The sequence below is a fragment of the Cupriavidus sp. 05N40 genome (assembly GCF_056397305.1).
Window position 1 is genome coordinate 1 of record NZ_JBFTND010000002.1, and the last position, 15153, is coordinate 15153.

Annotated in this window: 14 protein-coding genes and 1 pseudogene; 7 read left to right on the forward strand and 8 right to left on the reverse strand. The window is 66.0% G+C overall.

Annotated features, from left to right (window positions below; genetic code table 11):
• The 3 genes and pseudogenes from AC1DO7_RS00585 to boxA all read left to right on the forward strand — a co-directional run.
• Nucleotides 1-722: pseudogene (locus AC1DO7_RS00585) on the forward strand (2,3-epoxybenzoyl-CoA dihydrolase); the annotation flags it as partial.
• A gap of 103 nt (nucleotides 723-825) precedes the next feature.
• Nucleotides 826-2253 carry a benzoyl-CoA 2,3-epoxidase subunit BoxB gene (boxB, locus tag AC1DO7_RS00590; protein ID WP_441614070.1) on the forward strand — a complete coding sequence of 476 codons (1428 nt, stop codon included), beginning with the start codon at nucleotides 826-828 and terminating at the stop codon, nucleotides 2251-2253.
• Nucleotides 2254-2369: 116 nt separating this feature from the next.
• Complete coding sequence (gene boxA / locus AC1DO7_RS00595; RefSeq protein ID WP_441649795.1) at nucleotides 2370-3647, forward strand: benzoyl-CoA 2,3-epoxidase subunit BoxA; 1278 nt, start codon at nucleotides 2370-2372, stop codon at nucleotides 3645-3647.
• Between the two features lie 100 nt (nucleotides 3648-3747).
• On the opposite strand, the gene AC1DO7_RS00600 is transcribed toward boxA, so the two are convergent.
• From AC1DO7_RS00600 to AC1DO7_RS00610, 3 genes are all read right to left on the reverse strand, one after another.
• Nucleotides 3748-4542 carry an HpcH/HpaI aldolase family protein gene (locus AC1DO7_RS00600; RefSeq protein WP_441613907.1) on the reverse strand — a complete coding sequence of 265 codons (795 nt, stop codon included), beginning with the start codon at nucleotides 4540-4542 and terminating at the stop codon, nucleotides 3748-3750.
• Nucleotides 4543-4691: 149 nt separating this feature from the next.
• Nucleotides 4692-5387: a fumarylacetoacetate hydrolase family protein gene (locus AC1DO7_RS00605; RefSeq protein WP_441649796.1), complete on the reverse strand. Its 696-nt coding sequence runs from the start codon at nucleotides 5385-5387 to the stop codon at nucleotides 4692-4694.
• Nucleotides 5388-5428: 41 nt separating this feature from the next.
• Nucleotides 5429-5851, reverse strand: coding sequence for a VOC family protein (locus tag AC1DO7_RS00610; protein ID WP_441613909.1), 423 nt, complete (start codon nucleotides 5849-5851; stop codon nucleotides 5429-5431).
• 143 nt (nucleotides 5852-5994) lie between these two features.
• Here AC1DO7_RS00610 and AC1DO7_RS00615 point away from each other — a divergent pair, with 143 nt between their 5' ends.
• Complete coding sequence (locus AC1DO7_RS00615; RefSeq protein ID WP_477115675.1) at nucleotides 5995-6870, forward strand: LysR family transcriptional regulator; 876 nt, start codon at nucleotides 5995-5997, stop codon at nucleotides 6868-6870.
• Between the two features lie 227 nt (nucleotides 6871-7097).
• On the opposite strand, the gene AC1DO7_RS00620 is transcribed toward AC1DO7_RS00615, so the two are convergent.
• The gene (locus AC1DO7_RS00620) at nucleotides 7098-7823 is read right to left on the reverse strand and encodes a Coq4 family protein (RefSeq protein ID WP_441649798.1); all 726 of its coding nucleotides are present in this window, start codon (nucleotides 7821-7823) and stop codon (nucleotides 7098-7100) included.
• Between the two features lie 203 nt (nucleotides 7824-8026).
• On the opposite strand from AC1DO7_RS00620, the gene AC1DO7_RS00625 reads away from it, so the two are divergent.
• The gene (locus AC1DO7_RS00625) at nucleotides 8027-8731 is read left to right on the forward strand and encodes a Crp/Fnr family transcriptional regulator (RefSeq protein ID WP_441649799.1); all 705 of its coding nucleotides are present in this window, start codon (nucleotides 8027-8029) and stop codon (nucleotides 8729-8731) included.
• A gap of 12 nt (nucleotides 8732-8743) precedes the next feature.
• Here AC1DO7_RS00625 and AC1DO7_RS00630 read toward each other — a convergent pair whose 3' ends face one another.
• Together AC1DO7_RS00630 and AC1DO7_RS00635 are read right to left on the reverse strand one after the other, a co-directional pair.
• Entirely contained in the window at nucleotides 8744-9112 is a 369-nt protein-coding gene (locus AC1DO7_RS00630) for a c-type cytochrome (protein WP_441613913.1), read from the reverse strand.
• Nucleotides 9109-9651, reverse strand: a complete 543-nt coding sequence (locus AC1DO7_RS00635) for a hypothetical protein (protein ID WP_441613914.1) — start codon at nucleotides 9649-9651, stop codon at nucleotides 9109-9111. The genes AC1DO7_RS00630 and AC1DO7_RS00635 overlap by 4 nt, the downstream gene beginning before the upstream one ends.
• Nucleotides 9652-9921: 270 nt before the next feature.
• Between AC1DO7_RS00635 and AC1DO7_RS00640 the strand changes: the two genes are divergently transcribed.
• Nucleotides 9922-10566: a carboxymuconolactone decarboxylase family protein gene (locus AC1DO7_RS00640; RefSeq protein WP_441613915.1), complete on the forward strand. Its 645-nt coding sequence runs from the start codon at nucleotides 9922-9924 to the stop codon at nucleotides 10564-10566.
• A 198-nt stretch (nucleotides 10567-10764) separates the two neighbouring features.
• The gene (locus tag AC1DO7_RS00645; protein ID WP_441613916.1) at nucleotides 10765-10986 is read left to right on the forward strand and encodes a hypothetical protein; all 222 of its coding nucleotides are present in this window, start codon (nucleotides 10765-10767) and stop codon (nucleotides 10984-10986) included.
• 252 nt (nucleotides 10987-11238) lie between these two features.
• Here AC1DO7_RS00645 and AC1DO7_RS00650 read toward each other — a convergent pair whose 3' ends face one another.
• Nucleotides 11239-13476 carry an NADP-dependent isocitrate dehydrogenase gene (locus tag AC1DO7_RS00650; protein WP_441613917.1) on the reverse strand — a complete coding sequence of 746 codons (2238 nt, stop codon included), beginning with the start codon at nucleotides 13474-13476 and terminating at the stop codon, nucleotides 11239-11241.
• 957 nt (nucleotides 13477-14433) lie between these two features.
• Complete coding sequence (locus tag AC1DO7_RS00655; protein WP_441649800.1) at nucleotides 14434-15129, reverse strand: glutathione S-transferase family protein; 696 nt, start codon at nucleotides 15127-15129, stop codon at nucleotides 14434-14436.
• Nucleotides 15130-15153: the final 24 nt, after the last annotated feature.

Sequence of the window (15153 nt, forward strand, 5' to 3'; positions counted from 1 at the left end):
TCCTGTCGATGCGCACCAACGAGCTCGACATCGGCACCTGGCTGATCAAGACCGAAGGCGAGGCCGCCAACGTGCTGGCGATGGACGCCACGCTGCTGGCGCACAAAGACCACTGGCTGGTGCGCGAGACCATCGGCCTGCTGCGCCGCACGCTGTCGCGCCTGGACGTGTCGTCGCGCAGCCTGTTCGCGCTGATCGAGCCGGGCTCGTGCTTTGCCGGCACCTTCCTCGAGCTTGCGCTGGCCTGCGACCGCAGCTACCACCTCGCGCTGCCGGACGATGAAGCCCGCGCGCCGAAGATCACCGTGGCCGAGACCAACTTCGGGCTCTACCCGATGGTGACGGGCCAGAGCCGCCTGGGCCGCCGCTTCTACGACGAGCAGCCCGCGCTGGAAGCGGTGCGCGCCCGCGCCGGCCAGGCGCTCGACGCCGACGCCGCCCATGCGCTGGGCCTGGTCACTGCCAACCCGGACGACATCGACTGGACCGATGAAGTGCGCATCGCGCTGGAAGAGCGCGCGGCCATGTCGCCCGACGCGCTCACCGGCATGGAAGCCAACCTGCGCTTCAACGGCCCGGAGAACATGTTCACCCGCATCTTCGGCCGGCTGACTGCCTGGCAGAACTGGATCTTCCAGCGCCCCAACGCTGTCGGCGAGAAGGGTGCGCTCAAGGTCTACGGCAAGGGCGACAAGGCGGCATTCGACTGGAACCGCGTCTAGACCTCACGCCCCCGCGTCGCGGCGCGTTTCCCGGTGGGGGCGCCGCGACCGACACCGCCCCTGCTCCACCAATGCCAATGCACAGCCAGCCACGGAGACCATGATGTCCGGCATCAACTACAGCGAAAAGATCCCCAACAACGTCAACCTCAGCGAAGACCGCACCCTGCAGCGCGCGCTGGAGCAATGGCAGCCGAACTACCTGAGCTGGTGGAACGACATGGGCCCGGACGGCTCGCAGAATTTCGACATCTACCTGCGCACGGCCATCAGCGTGGACCCGCAGGGCTGGGCCCACTTCGGCCACGTGAAGATGCCGGACTACCGCTGGGGCATCTTCCTCAATCCCGCCGAGGCCAACCGCAAGATCCATTTCGGCGACCACAAGGGCGAGGATGCCTGGCAGGACGTGCCCGGCGAATACCGCGCCAACCTGCGCCGCATCATCGTCACCCAGGGCGATACCGAGCCCGCCTCGGTGGAGCAGCAGCGCCATCTCGGCCTGACCGCGCCGAGCATGTACGACCTGCGCAACCTGTTCCAGGTCAACGTGGAAGAAGGCCGCCACCTGTGGGCCATGGTCTACCTGCTGCACAAGTACTTCGGCCGCGATGGCCGCGAGGAAGGCGAGGCACTGCTGGAGCGCCGCAGCGGCCAGCAGGACAACCCGCGCATCCTGCAGGCGTTCAACGAGGAAACGCCTGACTGGCTGTCCTTCTTCATGTTCACCTACTTCACCGACCGCGACGGCAAGTTCCAGCTGTGCGCGCTGGCGGAGAGCTCGTTCGATCCGCTGGCACGCACCACCAAGTTCATGCTGACCGAGGAAGCGCACCACATGTTCGTGGGCGAGAGCGGCGTGTCGCGCGTGATCCAGCGCACCTGCCAGGTCATGAACGAACTGAAGACCGACGACCCGGCCCGCCTGCGCGCGGCCGGCGTGATCGACCTGCCCACGCTGCAGCGCTACCTGAACTTCCACTACAGCGTCACCATCGACCTGTTCGGCGCGGACGAGTCCAGCAACGCCGCCACCTTCTACAGCACCGGCCTCAAGGGCCGCTACGAAGAAGGCAAGCGCACCGACGACCACGTGCTCAAGGGCCAGAGCTACAAGGTGCTGCAGGCCGTGGGCGGCCAGCTCGTGGAGAAGGAAGTGCCGATGCTCAACGCGCTCAACGAAGTGCTGCGCGACGACTACATCAAGGACAGCGTGGGCGGCGTGGAGCGCTGGAACAAGGTCATCGAGAAGGCCGCGATCCCGTTCCGCCTGAAGGTGCCGCACAAGGCGTTCCACCGCAATATCGGCGCGCTCTCGGGCGTGAAGATCTCGCCGGACGGCCGGGTGATTTCCGAGGCGGAATGGAAGGCCAACGTGGACCACTGGCTGCCGAGCGAAGCCGACCGGCTCTTCGTGGCCAGCCTGATGGGCCGCGTGGTCGAACCGGGCAAGTTCGCCAACTGGATCGCGCCGCCGGTGATGGGCATCAACCGCCAGCCGGTGGACTTCGAATACGTGCGTTTCAACTGAGCGAAGCATCGCCCGCGCGCACGAGCGGTACCCACGACAGGCGCCCGCATGGCGCCTGTCATCGAAAGGAAAGGGGAAGGCCCTGGCTACAGGGGTCGCATCACCCGGAGATCGCCATGGACATGTCCGACATCCAAGTCATCAGGCAGCACCTGATCGACCCCGAGATCTGCATCCGCTGCAATACCTGCGAGGCTACCTGCCCGGTTGCGGCCATCACCCACGACTCGCGCAACTATGTGGTCGATGCGGATAAGTGCAACGGTTGCATGGCCTGCATCTCGCCGTGTCCCACTGGCTCGATCGACAACTGGCGCACCATGCCGCGCGCCAAGGCCTACGGCGTCGGCGAACAACTCGGCTGGGACGAGCTGCCGGCCGAACTCACGCCCGAGCAATTGTCCGCGGCCGGCGTGGCCGCCGGTGCGCAGATGCCGGCCGAACCCGTGGCCGTGTCGCTGCCCGCCGCCGCCAGCGGCGAAGACGCCTTCGACAGCGCGCAGTTCGGCGCCACCGTGCCGCCGTGGTCGGCCGCGCATGCCTACACCAACCTGTATGGCGCCAAGGCCGCCAGGACCGTCACGGCCACCGTGACCGGGAACGTACGCGTCACCGGGGTGGGCCGCGACTACGACACGCACCACATCGTGCTGGACTTCGGCACGGCGCCGTTCCCGGTGCTCGAAGGCCAGTCCATCGGCATCGTGCCGCCCGGCGTGGATGCCAGCGGCCGTGCGCACCACGCGCGCCAGTATTCGCTGGCCAGCGCGCGCAACGGCGAGCGGCCCGGCTACAACAATATCTCGCTGACCATCAAGCGCGTGCTCGAAGACCACCAGGGCAATCCGGTGCGCGGCGTGGCGTCGAACTATATGTGCGACCTGCAGGTGGGCGACAAGGTGGAGGTGATCGGGCCGTTCGGCAGCAGCTTCCTGATGCCCAACCACCCGCGCTCGAATATCGTCATGATCTGCACGGGCACGGGCAGCGCGCCGATGCGCGCGATGACCGAATGGCGCCGCCGGCTGCGCAAGTCGGGCAAGTTCGAGGGCGGCAAGCTGATGCTGTTCTTCGGCGCGCGCACGCGCGAAGAACTGCCTTACTTCGGCCCGCTGCAGAACCTGCCGAAGGATTTCATCGACATCAACATGGTGTTCTCGCGCACGCCCGGCCAGCCCAAGCGCTATGTGCAGGACGCCATGCGGGAGCGCGCCGCCGACCTGGCCGCGCTGCTGGCGGACGCGAACACGTATTTCTACGTGTGCGGGCTCAAGAGCATGGAGGAAGGCGTGGTGCTGGCCCTGCGCGACGTCGCGCAGCAGGCCGGGCTGTCATGGGAGACGGTGGGCGCCGACCTGAAGCGGGAAGGGCGGCTTCATCTCGAGACGTATTAGACGTATTAGACGTATTCGACGTATTCGACGTAATAGACGTATGGAATGAGCGAGGCACGCCGTTGCCGGTGCGAGCCGACGCAAGCGGCCGGCGCTCTGCTCAATAGCCGTGCGACGTGCCGCCTGCCGGCGCCTTGCCGGCCCGCATCTGCGTCACCACCTGCCTGGCCCCGGCTGCCATCAGGCGGGCATCCGAGCCCACCGTGACAAAGCGGAAGCCCTGCTCGATGCGGCGCAATGCCGCCTCCGGCGCGCCGTTGTGGATGCCGGCGACCACGCCGTGCGCCTTGGCGCGCGCCACCACGTGCGCGATCGCGTCCGCCACCGGCTGGTCGACATCGTCGAAGGTGGGCCGGCAGCCAAGCGCGAGCGACAGGTCGGACGGGCCGATGTAGACCGCGTCCAGTCCCGGCACGGAGAGGATCTCGTCGAGGTTGTCCAGGCCTTGCCGGGTTTCGATCATGGCGAAGGTGACGATGGTCTCGTTGGCGCGCTCCGGATAGTCGGCGCCGCCGTAGAGCAGCCCGCGGATGGGGCCGAAGCTGCGCGACCCCTGCGGCGGGTAGTGCGTGGCGGCCACGAAGCGCTGCGCATCCTCGCGCGTGTTGATCATGGGGCAGATCACGCCATACGCGCCTGCATCCAGCACCTTCATCAGGATGCCGGGTTCGTTCCAGGGCACGCGCGCCACGGGCACGGTGTCGGTGGTCGAGACGGCGGTGAACAGCGCCAGCGCATCGCGATAGTCGAGCGCGCCGTGCTGCAGGTCGACGGTGAGGGAGTCCCAGCCCTGGTGGGCCATGGTCTCGGCCGCGAAGCTGCTGGGAATGGAGAGCCAGCCATTGACGACGGCCTGGTCGGCCGCCCACATTTTTCGAATCCGGTTTTCGCGCATGGGCTTTGTCTCCTGTCTTGTCCTCGCCGGGCAGCGTGCCACCTTGGTCTATAGGTTGTCGTACAAGGTTGGGCAAGTATAAGCCCACAAAGCAAAGGCGGGCCCACTTGTGTATCGGGGCCCGCCTTGGTTCCTGCCGTGGTCCGGTACTAGCGCTTGCCGACCGTGAACGCGATCTCGCCGATGCCTTCGATACCCGCGGTCACCGAGTCGCCAGGACGCAGTTCGCCCACGCCGGCCGGCGTACCGGTGAAGATCAGGTCGCCGGGAGCCAGGGTCACACTTTGCGAGACATAGGCAATCACGTCGGCCACCGGCCAGATCAGCTCGTTCAGGTCGCCGTCCTGGCGGGTCTCGCCATTGACCGCCAGCCAGATGCGTCCCTTGGCGGGATGCCCGACGCCGGCCACCGGGTGCAGCGGGCCGCACGGGCCGGAAGCATCGAAGCTCTTCGACCAGTCCCACGGCCGGCTCATCTTCTTGGCCACGTCCTGCAGGTCGCGGCGCGTCATGTCCACGCCCACGCCGTAGCCCCACACCAGGTCCAGCGCCTGTTCGGGCGTGACGTTGGCGCCGCCCTTGCCGATCGCCACCACCATCTCGATCTCGTGGTGGAGGTTTTCGGTCAGCGGGGGATAGGCCACCGTGCCTTCGGCCGGCACCACGGCATCGGCCGGCTTGGTGAAGAAGAAGGGCGGATCGCGGTCCGGGTCATTGCCGAACTCGCGCGCATGCGCCGCGTAGTTGCGGCCCACGCAGAACACGCGGCGGATGGGAAAGCGGGCGTTGCTGCCGGCCACGGCGACGCTCGCCTGCTCGGCGGGCTGGATCACGAAATCGGTCATCTTTGAATCCGTAGTGAGGGGCGTGAAAAATGGCTGCGTGCTTACTTGGCAAAAACCTGGCTCAGATCGCCGAAGGCCTTGAACTCCAGGGCATTGCCCGACGGGTCGAGGAAGAACATGGTGGCCTGCTCGCCCACCTGGCCCTTGAAGCGCACATGCGGCTCGATCACAAAGCGCGTATTGGCCGCGCGCAGCCTGCCGGCCAGCGCTTCCCATTCTTCCATCGGCAGGATCGCGCCGAAGTGCCGTACCGGCACGTCGTCGCCATCCACCGCGCTGGTGGCGCGATGGCCGCATTCCTCGGGCGCCAGGTGCGCCACCACCTGGTGGCCGTAGAAATTGAAATCGATCCAGGCGTCGGAGCTGCGGCCTTCGGGGCAGCCGAGCAGGCCGCCGTAGAAACGGCGCGCCTCTTCCAGGTCATTGACGGGAAAAGCCAGGTGGAAAAGCGGGGTGGCGCTCATGGGAGGGCTCTCTTGGGGGAGGGATTGTCGGACTCAGCCGCGCGCAGGAAAAACCGCGGCGGCGCTGGTGCGTTGATTGTAATCAGCAGAACTCGTAATATGAAACGAATGTTTTACGCGCTAAGCATCAAAAATTAAGATATATGATCCGCTACTTCCAGACCTTCCTCGTCGCCGCGGAGACGGCCTCCTTCTCCGCTGCCGGGGCGCGGCTGGGCCTGACCCAGTCGGCCGTCAGCACACAGATCCGCCGGCTCGAGGAAGACCTTGGCTGCACCCTGTTCGACCRTGCCGGCAAATCCGTCACACTCAGCGAGGAGGGCCGCAAGCTGCTGCCGGAAGCCCGGCGCTTCATCGAACTCTATGCATCGATGAAAGGCCGCGCGCAGTCCGCCTCCGACACCACGCCGCTGGATCTCGGCGCGGTCTCCACGGTGCAGGCCACGCTGCTGCCCAAGGCGATGAAGCGCTTTCGCGAGGGATTTCCAAAGACCCATGTCAACATCATCCCCGGCATGTCCACCCAGCTGCTCACGCAGGTGGACGCCCGCGAGCTAGATATCGCCGTCCTGATCAAGCCGCGCCTGGGCATCCCGCCTGAACTCAAATGGGTCCACCTGATGCGCGAGCGCTTCGTCGGCATCGTCCCCAAGGGCGCCCCGCGCGAACTCAAGGCCGCGCTGGCCGCCTTGCCCTTCATCCGCTACAACCGCCACTCCATGGGCGGCCAGCTGGTGGACCGCTACCTGCGCCGGCACCGGCTCTGGGTCGAAGGCGGCATGGAGCTGGACGAACCCGCGGTCATCCTGCAGATGGTCAGCGAGGGCCTGGGCTGGGCCATCATCCCCGCCGAGCTGGTGCCGCTCAGGCAGACCCGCAACGTGGTGGAGATCCCGTTGCCGGGCGAGCCGATCTTCCGGGAGATCGGCGTGCTGGTGCGGCAGACGGCGCTCAAGCGGGCGCCGGTGGCGGGGCTGATCGAGGCGCTGGTGGGGGAGGCGGCGGGGCGGGAAGGTTAGTACAGGCAGCACAGGCGGCAATCGCTGCCGGTTCGAAGAGGCGCTCTGCGTGGCGTCGCGTCACCACGACGTCTGGTGTCGCCGGCCGTGCTGCGCGTCCGGGCGGACGGGCGGGTGGAAGTGCAACGATGATCATGCCGCGGCGGCATGATCGCAATCGCTGTCGCAATCACCGTCGCAATTCCTCCCGTATGCCGCGGCATCGTCCGGCGCGCGTGGCTTGCGTCCTACCGCTCCCATTTTCCCGTGGGACTTGACGCCAGGTACCTGTCGGGCCTGGCGATGCCCAGCCGGGCGCGCGCCGCATCGAGCGGTTCGTGCAGCAGGGTCTCGTAGTCCTCGCCCAGCAGCCACTTTGCCTTGCGGCCATGCCGGTAGCCCTCGATCACGGCGCGGGCAAAGGCGGTGCTGCGGGTAAGGCGCAGGCTGTGCAAGGTGGCGGAGACCGCGATGAAGCCCCAGCCGAGACCGCCGGTCTGCGCGTAGCTGAACGCAACCAGCGCCGCTTCGCCCAGGGTCTCGTCCGCGCTGTAGCCTGTCAGTACGTGCCAGATGTCGTGGATGTCGCGCGTTCGTCTGCCGAACCAGGCGTAGGGGTCTTCGACCAGCGGCTCGCGGTTGAGGTTCGAGATCTTGGCGAGGTCGGCGGCGCTGTATCCGGTCTCCTCGAGGAACGAGCGATAGGCTGCGCCGAGCGTGCCCGGCGCGAAGCTTGCGACGAATGCCGGGTCGGAGAGGCGCTCCGCCAGCTCCACGCGCAGATAGGCCAGCCGCCGCCCGGCCGGGGTCTTCATGAGCCGGGAGAAATTCCTTGGCGCCGCCGGCCCGTTGAGGGCGCGCATGATGAGAAACACCTGTGTGGTGTCGTCTCCGTTCGCGAGCAGCTTGCGGATCGCGCGGAACGCGGTCGGCAGGTCACGCTTGTACAGATCGGGGGAGGTCGCGATAGCCATTGGCTCGTTCCTGTTGACGAGGTGGTTGTCATGACGGTGGGGACTGGTCAGTCCACGCAGGCCAGCGTCGGAGCCGGGTCGGTCAAGTGCAGCGCCCCGCATACGAGGGTATTCATCTACACCACCGGGCTCCAGGGGAAGATCTTTGCAGCGAACGGCCGATTACAATGTCGTCTTCCCGACATAAGTCCACGATTGACGCTGTGTCTAAGCCATTCACCGCTCAGGACCGCCTGCCTGCCCTGAAATCCAGTGCCTGGTTTGCCGGTCTTGCGCCGGCGCTGCAGGCATGGATTGCGCAAGCCGCGAGGGTCAGGACCCTGGCGGCGGGCCAGCGGCTCTTTGCGCCTGGAGACGTATCCGACGGGCTCTATTTCGTCGTGAAGGGCGCAATCCGGATGACAAGCTCGTCGGCGGACGGCAGGCAGGCGCTGCTGGCGATTGCCGAGACACCGCAGTGGTTCGGCGAAGCCAGCCTGTTCGACGAACTGCCGCGCACCCACGATGCCTGGGTGGAGAGCGACGTGCTCCTCCTCCACTTGCACCAGCATGACCTGATTGAATTCCTCGAGCAGAACCCTTCGCACTGGCGGGCGTTCGGGCTCTTGCTGACGCAGAAGCTTCGCCTGGCATTCGAAGCCATCGAAGGGTCGGTGTTGCTGCCCGTGGCGGTCAGGCTGGCCCGCCGCCTGCTGGCCATCGCCAGCGGCTACGGCGAGCGCAGCGGCAGCAGCAAGCGCGTGATCAGCGTGCAGCAGGAACAGCTCGGCTCGATGCTCTCGATATCCCGGCAGACCGTGAACCAGATTCTCAAGGATTTCGAGGAGCAGGGCTTTCTGCGCCGCACGCGAGGCGCGATCGAGATTCTGGACATCGATCAATTGCGCTCGTTCGCGGCGACCCGCTAGCGAGCCGTGCCGCTACTGGTACGAATGCAAATAGGCCAGCAGGTTCTCGATTTGCTGCTTGTCGCTGATGCCCCAGAAACGCATCCTGGTGCCCGGCACGACCTTGCCGGGCGCTTCGATGAACGCCGCCAGTGTCTGTTGAGACCATACGATGCCCGACTGCTTCATCTGCGCGGAATACTTGTAGTCGCTGGTGGCGCCGGCCACCCTGCCAAAGATGGCATTGAGCTGCGGGCCGAACGCAGCGCGCGCGGAGGGTCCCACGCTGTGGCAGGACGCGCATTTCGAAGCGAACACGGCCTTGCCGGCCTGTACGTCCCCGGCAGCGTGCGCGGCTGCATGGAACGCCGATGCGAGAATCAACAATGCCGCTTTGTTCATGCGCGGCCCGGGAAGGTATCGTCGCGCCGGACGGCTTCGAGCAGGCGCTCCTCTTCATCGGTGTCCGCGTCGATCTGGGTGACCAGCGTCCAGAGCCCGTCGTCCGCGCCGATGGCCGCGAACGCATGGCTTTGTTCGAGGCGCACCATCACGCGGCGCAGGCTTTGCAGGAAGCCCTCTTCGAAGGCGTCGAGCGCGTCGTAGTCGTCGCCGAAGTCTTCCACCTGCTGCACATAGGCGGTCTCCACCGCCGCGTACCCGGCTCTCCAGAGCGCGGCGATCTCGGGCACGTCGCTCTCCACCAATTCGTAGTCCCAGTCGGGCGGATACAGCTTCTGTTCGCGGCGATCCGCCTGGGTAGACAGGCTGAGCAGGACGGAGCCATCTGCCGCGCCCACGTTGAACGCAAAGCAATGGACCGGCTCGTCGCCCAGCGCCGACTGGGCGATCAATGCCAGCGACTGGCGAGTCAGGTCGAAGACGGTCTGTTCCACCTGGTAGTTTTGTTCGAAATCGTTCCAGTACATTTTGCGGTCCATGGTCAGTGCCGGGCGTGCCGCGTCGATCCGTCGTGCCCGCTGCGGGGCGTGGACCAGCGTCACCGCTAGCGGGCGCGCGGCGGGAAAAACGCAGGAATTGTACTTTGCCCGCGGAACCGCCGCCGCAAAAGGGGGCCGGCCCGGGCCTCCCTCGTGAAAGCGGTGCATCCCGCGCCGTTCGATGCTATTTTCCAGCCTCGGCCGGCCGGCGCGTCGCCGGCCTCGAGTCGCATCCGCTTTCCCTATCCGGCTTTCCTTACCCGAACAGAAATGACAATCCAACGCGTATTCATGACCGCGGTGCTCGCCGCGCTGGTCGGCAACGCCATTGCCGCCGACGACCGCATGCCACCGATCCCGGCCGACAAGCTGACCGACGCACAGAAGAAATCGATCGAACTGCTGTCCGAAGGCGCGCCCGCGGGCGGCGCGCCGCGCAATATCGGCGCGGGTCCGTGGGTGCCGCTGATGCGCAGCCCCGAGCTGCTGAACCGGCTGCAGCGCATGGGCTCGTACCTGCGCTACGAGAGCGCCTTCGAGCCGCGCCTGAGCGAGTTCGTGATCCTCCTGACGGCGCGTGACTGGGGCAACCAGTACGAGTGGTACGCGCACCAGAAGCTTGCGCTGAAGGCCGGTGTCGCACCGGCGGTCGCGCAGGCCATCGCCGAGGGGCGCAGGCCGGCGGGCATGAGCGCCGAGGAGGAGATCGTCTACGACTTCATCGACGAGCTGATCCGCAACAAGAGCGTGAGCGACCCGACCTATGCGCGCGTCAAGGACAAGTTCGGCGAGCGCGGCGTCATCGACCTGATTGCGATCAACGGCTATTACAGCATGCTGGCGGCGGTCCTGAACGTGGCGCAATCGCCATTGCCGGGCAACGCGCCGCAGCAGCTCCCGGCACTGCCGCGCTGAAGCAGGGCGAGGCCGCTTCCAGAACCCTCCGTGCGGCCTGGCGGCATCATCGTTTCCACGCGATGGCCGGCCGTTCCCCGCGGTGTCCCGGACGGTACATGCCTGGCCTGCCGGCCGGACAATCGGCATGCAAGCCGGCGCGGCGCTGGACTAGACTAGGTAAACCGGAAGCCCGTCACGACTTGCTTCGGAGGTGACATGAACGCGCCTATTACCAAAGAACGGCGGACACCAAGACGCCCTTCCGAGCGGATGCTGAACGTGCTCGCGGTGCTCGTCGGCCTGCTCACCCTGATACTGGGTATCGCCTGGCTCATCTACACGCACTACGTCGACCGGGAAGTGCCGATGTTCGCGATTCCGCTGGTGCTCTCCATGCCGGTGATCGTCGCTGCGGCGTTCCGATGTCTGTGGGATTGACGGGCTGGCCGGCGCAAAGCCGGATGCCGGCAGCAGCGCAGGCAGGCTGTCTGCGGCGTTCCCCGGAACTGGCGTTCGGGGAGTGGGCGGCGCGTGTCATGGGAAGCACATCGCGGCCGCCTCGATACTGCAGGAATTGCCCGCCGGCAGGGAGCCGGCGGGGACGCGCCCGGACAGGCAGCGCTGGATCAGGCAACGCCCGGACAGCATGAGCGCGGGTGCCGCCCCGACTGGCGGGGCGGCTTGTTCGCCTTAGGCCTGCACTGCATCCAGCGCGGCATTCAGCGTCTTGCTCGGGCGCATCACGCTTTCCAGCTTTGCGAAGTCGGGCCAGTAGTAGCCGCCGATGTCCGCCGGCTTGCCCTGCACGTCCGACAGCTCGCCGACGATGGTCTTCTCGTTGTCGGTCAGCTTCTTGGCCAGCGCCTTGAACTGCTCGGCCAGTGCCGCGTCGCCCGTCTGTGCCGCGAGTTCCTGGGCCCAGTACATGGCCAGGTAGAACTGGCTGCCACGGTTGTCGAGCTGGCCGGTCTTGGGCGACGGGCTCTTGTTGTTGTCGAGCAGCTTGCCGGTGGCGGCATCCAGCGTCGTGGCCAGGATCTTGGCGCGAGCGTTGCCGGTCTTGATGCCCAGGTCTTCCAGCGACACGGCCAGCGCGAGGAACTCACCCAGCGAGTCCCAGCGCAGGTGGTTCTCTTCCACCAGTTGCTTGACGTGCTTGGGAGCCGAGCCGCCCGCACCGGTTTCGTACATGCCGCCGCCGGCCATCAGCGGGACGATCGACAGCATCTTGGCGCTGGTGCCCAGTTCCATGATGGGGAACAGGTCGGTCAGGTAGTCGCGCAGGATGTTGCCGGTCACCGAGATGGTGTCCAGGCCGCGGATCACGCGCTCCAGCGTGTAGCGCATGGCGCGTACCTGCGACATGATCTGGATGTCCAGGCCCTTGGTGTCGTAGTCCTTCAGGTAGGTCTCGACCTTCTTGATCAGCTCGGCTTCGTGCGGACGGTACGGGTCCAGCCAGAACACGGCCGGCATGCCCGAGTTGCGCGCGCGGGCAACGGCCAGCTTGACCCAGTCGCGGATCGGCGCGTCCTTGACCTGGCACATGCGCCAGATATCGCCTTCTTCGACGTTTTGCGTCAGCAGCACTTCACCGGTGGCCAGGTCGACAATGTTGGCCACGCCGTCTTCCGTGATCTCGAAGGTCTTGTCGTGCGAGCCGTATTCCTCGGCCTTCTGGGCCATCAGGCCGACGTTCGGCACCGTGCCCATGGTGGTCGGGTCGAAGTTGCCGTTGGTCTTGCAGAAGTTGATGATCTCCTGGTAGATGCGCGCGAACGTGCTTTCCGGGATCACGGCCTTGGTGTCCTTCGGACGGCCGTCGGCACCCCACATCTTGCCGCCGATACGGATCATGGCCGGCATCGAGGCGTCCACGATCACGTCGTTGGGCGCGTGCAGGTTGGAGATGCCCTTGGCCGAATCCACCATCGCCAGCTCGGGGCGGTGCTCGTGGCAGGCGTGCATGTCGCGGATGATTTCTTCGCGCTTGGAGCTGGGCAGCGTTTCGAGCTTCTCGTACAGGTTGACCAGGCCGTTGTTGACGTTCACGCCCAGTTCGTCGAACAGCGCGCCGTGCTTGGCGAAGGCTTCCTTGTAGAAGATCTTCACGGCGTGGCCGAACACGATGGGGTGCGAGACCTTCATCATGGTGGCCTTGACGTGCAGCGACAGCATCACGCCGGTCGTGCGCGCATCTTCGAACTGCTCTTCATAGAAGTCGCACAGCGCCTTCTTGCTCATGAACATGCTGTCGATGATCTCGCCGTCCAGCAGCGAAACCTTGGGCTTGAGCACGATGGTCTTGCCGCTCTTGGTGACCAGCTCCATCTTCACGTCGCGTGCGCGGTCCAGGGTCATGGACTTTTCGCCGTGGTAGAAGTCACCGTGCTTCATGTGCGCCACATGGGTGCGCGAGGCCATGCTCCACTCGCCCATGCTGTGCGGGTTCTTGCGCGCGTAGTTCTTCACGGCGGCGGGAGCGCGGCGGTCCGAGTTGCCTTCGCGCAGGACCGGGTTCACGGCGCTGCCCAGGCATTTGGAATAGCGCTGGCGGATGGCCTTTTCTTCGTCGGTCTTCGGGTCTTCCGGGTAGTCGGGCACCTTGTAGCCCTTGGCCTGGAGTTCCTTGATCGCGCTGCCCAGCTGGTGCACCGAGGCGCTGATGTTCGGCAGCTTGATGATATTGGTGTCCGGCAGCAGCGTCAGGCGACCCAGCTCGGCCAGGTTGTCCGGCACGCGTTGCTCTTCGGTCAGGAATTCGGGGAATTCGCCCAGGATGCGCCCAGCCACCGAGATATCGCTGGTCGTGACGTTGATACCTGCCGGCGCGGTGAAAGTGCGGATGATGGGCAGGAAGGCACTGGTCGCCAGCAGCGGGGCTTCGTCGGTCAGCGTGTAGATGATGGTGGGTTGCTGGGTACTCATTGCTTACCTCAAGGTCAGAAATAGTAGGGAAACGCTGCCGCCTGGATCGCAAACCGGCAGTAAGGATCGAATTTTGCCTGATTTTGCTTTCATCAGTCTGTCGAGGGCGCGGTTTTCCTGTTCTGTAATCGAATAATTGCCGCTCCCGGAAGCAGGCGGTCGCGCTCCTCGCGCAGGTTTTCATTCCTAACGTCCTGTTTTTTCTGGATTTCCCGTTAATGCTTCGGCTGCGGCTGCCAATTGACCTTCCGGCCATCGGGGGGCGTCAAGCGTGCCCTTGCCGCCGGACAGCCGGCCGGGGTGACCGGCGCGTTCCCAGCCCCGATGCGATATCTCCGGGGCACTTCGCCGCCCGGAGGAGGCCGACGGCGCACTTGGGTCAATCGCGCGCCATGCCGGTGGCGTTCGATCGCCTTGGCAAAAAGTGCGGCATGCGCCTGCTGGCATTGGGTGCGTTCATGGCGGAAGGCGGGGGGGTGCGCCGCGCCGGCAGGATAAAAAAATCGCCCTGCGCAGCGGGAACGGGCGCAGGGCGATTCAGGACCACAGAAGCATGAACAAAAGCACCGGAACGTACTGCCGATGCCGGCGCGGCGCCGGGAGCGCAGTGCAGCTTGTCCTCCCGTGCGGCACGGCGCCGTGCCGGACAGCATTGCGCAATGGATTGCCGGGTGACATTGCAACGGGTTGCATGGCCCGCGGGACTGCAGCGATGCGTGCCGTGCCGCGTTTGCGTTTCGACAGGTACATCGCAATCTTACGCAGCGGCGCTGCGCTTCAAAACGCGGAGGACGGCGGGCAATGCGGCCCAATCCCGGCGTTGAAAAAAATACCGGCGGGCTGGTCGCCAGAGGTATTTTTTGCGACGCGGCAGGCGGCCATCGCGGGGCGGGGCGCGCAGCGCCAGCCAGCCCTTCGGCCTGCCTTGGTCATGTCGCAGCGTATGTCCGGGGCAGCTCAGGCGGGCGGCGGCGTGTTGCTGGTGAAGCGGGCCGGCATCTTGTCCGCCAGCGGGAACAGATGGAAGTAGGGGCGCGCTTCGGCAAGGACGCGCTGCACGCTCGGCCGGCTCAACAGCCGCTCGAAATAGGCGGCGAGGTGCGGGTGCGTATCGGTGAACGGCATCGCGATGCCCGCGTAGAACAGCGCCGGCGTGGCCGCGCAGTCGGCCAGCGTGAAGTCTTGCCCGGCGGCCCAGGTGTGGTCCGCCATGTGCTTGTCGACCAGATCGTAGGCCGTGCGCAGGGTGGCCCGCGCGTCCGCCACGCCGCGCGGGTCGCGCTCGGCCTCGGGCCGCAGGCGGTCGTTGACGATCTTCTGCATCTGCAGGTGCACGTAGAGATCGAAGAGGCGGTCCCACAGGCGCGCTTCGCGTTGCGCGTCCTCGGCGGCGGGCAGCAGCGGCCGGGCACCCGGGTAATGGCGATCCAGATATTCGATGATGGTGGTGCTTTCCGGCACGGTCAGCCCGCGCGTGTCGTCGCGCAGCACCGGGAACTTGCCGAGCGGCCACAGCGCCGCGAAGGCGGCACGGTCGGCGGGGTCGCCAAGGTCGACAATGCGGCCGGTGAAAGGGGTGGCGTTCTCGTAGAGCGCGATCAGCACCTTGTGGCAGAACGAAGACAGGGGATGGTAGTGCAGCGTCAGGGCCATTGATGACTCCTCCTTTTCGTTCAG